At 44.2% G+C, this 2613-nt stretch carries 2 protein-coding genes; one reads left to right on the top strand and one right to left on the bottom strand.

Going from position 1 to position 2613, the window contains the following annotated elements:
- A partial coding sequence (locus tag B9J84_RS14370) for an HD-GYP domain-containing protein (protein ID WP_094124426.1) occupies nucleotides 1-966 on the top strand: 966 nt, incomplete at its 5' end.
- A gap of 41 nt (nucleotides 967-1007) precedes the next feature.
- Here the strand turns inward: B9J84_RS14370 and B9J84_RS14375 are convergent.
- Nucleotides 1008-2613, bottom strand: a 1606-nt coding sequence (locus tag B9J84_RS14375; protein WP_404207475.1) for an FAD-dependent oxidoreductase, incomplete at its 5' end; no start/stop codon positions are given.

The following is a 2613-nucleotide window of genomic DNA, read 5'->3' on the forward strand; positions in this document are numbered from 1 at the left end:
GAGTTTTATCGTCTGACAAAAGAGCGAGAACATTTGGCTATCGAGTTAGAAAAACGCAATAGCGAGCTCGAAGTGGTGAATCTAGCCTTGGAGGACAATAATCGTAAGCTGGCTGAATTTAATCAAGATTTAGAGCAGAAGGTAAAAGAGAGAACGTTAGAGCTGCAATCATCTAATAAAAAGTTAGAACATTTATTGATAAGTCGTAACAAGACGTTTAAAGACATATTGGGTATGGTTACTGCGATCATTCAATATCGAACGGGACTCCCAGCCGATCACGCAGAGCGTATTGCCAACCAAGCGAAGGTAGTGGCGCAGCGGTTAAAACTGCCTGAAAGCCAAGTGAGTCATGTCTATTTGTGTGGTTTGATGCACCAAATAGGATTAATCGGTGCGAAAGATAAAGAACTTGAAAAGTTGATTGTTGATCCAGAAACCTCAATTCCTCAGAGTCCTAATGCCAATTCTGTATTAGGTGCCGAGATTTTAGGCCGAATTAAGCGCTTTGAACCACTAGTTGAGATCATTCGCCACCAAGATGAGTTGTATAACGGTACTGGTAAGCCAGGCCATTTACATGGTGAAGAAATACCTTTGTGTTCACGTATTATTAAAGTGGTTAAAGATTATGACTACTATATTGCATCACCAAATAATCCACGTCGTATGCATACCAAAAGTGCACAGAGTTATATAAAAGAGCAAGCTGGAACCTTATATGACCCCACAGTCGTGGATGCTTTTTTAATGGTAGTAACTTCGTTAAAACACTTGGAGGATGGCCTAGAATTGTGCATTGGTTTGAGTGAAGTGAAACCGGGTATGAAAATTAAGCGTGATTTGTACTTACCCAATGGAAACTTAATGTTGACCGCTGGTAATCAAATTAACTCAGCTTTGTTGGCGAAATTAAAAGAGCTTGAAGAACAGACTAATATGCCAATCGCGGTTTACATCGGTTAACTTAAAAAGAGTGCCGCATCAGCAGCACTCAATTGAATCTTTTATTGTTTTGCAAACAGATAAGTACGGAACCCACCAATCAAGTTACGTGCTTTAAAGCCATTATTGGCCAGTTGGCGGTAGGCTACATTACCGCGCAACCCGACTTGGCAATAAATGATGATCTCTTTGTCTTTGGGCAGTTCATTCATACGTTGACGAAGTTGGTCTACCGGGATATTGATGTCGCCTTTGAGATGATTACCATTTTCACGTTCACTTGGATTACGTACATCCAAAATAATATGCGTGTCACTTAGCGAATCGATTTGATCAAAATGGATGGCTTTTGCATCGCCTTTCATTATATTTGTCGCGACAAAAGCTGCTTGGTTAATTACATCTTTCGCGCTGCCGTATGGTGGCGCGTAAGTCAGCTCTAAGTGTTGTAGTTGTTCTACTGTCATACCTGCACGTTGAGCGACAGCCATCACGTCGATACGCTTGTCGATGCCATCTTTACCAACCGCTTGTGCCCCGAAGATTTTGCCTGATTTTGGATCGAACAGCATTTTGAACGACACCACTTCAGCGCCCGGATAGTAGCTCGCATGGCTGGCTGTGTGAACGTACACTTTTTCGTAATCAACGCCGTCACGTTTTAGTTGCTTCTCATTTTTGCCTGTAGATGCCACGGCTAAGTCGAATATTTTACAGATTGCGGTTCCTTGTGTTCCTTGATAGGTTTCGTTACGACCAAGCATGTTATCAGCTGCCATGCGACCTTGGCGATTGGCAGGACCTGCGAGTGGAACCAGCGTTTGTTTGCCTGTAACAAAATCCTTTTCTTCGATCGCATCGCCGACGGCGTAAATCGCTGGATCGCTGGTCTGCATCTGTTCGTTCACCCAAATGCCACCAAGTTCACCGAGTTGTAAGCCCGCTTCAGCAGCCAGTTTGGTTTCTGGACGCACACCAATCGCCATAATCAGGATGTCAGTGGTGAGTATTTCACCATTGCTGAGCACAAGATCCAGTTCACCTTCGATGTGTTTGTGCTCCAGAGTTTCACCCGATTCTGTGCTAGGTAACGTCGCTGCTGGTTTATATTCGACCGATTTTAAAGCAACACCTAAACGTAAATCGATGCCTTTAGCGCGAATCTCCGCATGAGCAAAGCCCGCCATTTCACTATCGACAGGTGTCATTACCTGATCAGCCATTTCGATCAGCGTGGTTTTGATACCGAGGTGATGGAACGCTTCCATCATTTCCAAACCGATAAAACCACCGCCGACGACAGTTGCATGCTCAGGTTTATTCATTTGCAGCGTCTGGATGATTTTATCCATATCTGGAATGTTGCGCAGCGAATGGGTCAGTGGGTTTTGAATCCCAGGAATCGACGGGACAATAGGACCCGCCCCAGGGGAAAGCAGCAAAAAATCATAGCTTTCTTGGTACTCTGACTGATCGAGCAGATTGCGTACAGTGATGGTTTTCGCTGCACGATTAATGCGCAGCACTTCATTCATAGTGCGCACATCTACATTAAAACGCGCTAAAAAGCTTTCCGGTGTTTGTAGCAGCAAATTGCTGCGCTCTTTGATGTCACCGCCGATGTGATATGGCAAGCCACAGTTAGCAAATGATAACTGCATGTTATAC

This window comes from Vibrio sp. V03_P4A6T147, assembly GCF_002241085.1.
Taxonomy (GTDB): Bacteria; Pseudomonadota; Gammaproteobacteria; order Enterobacterales; family Vibrionaceae; genus Vibrio; species Vibrio anguillarum.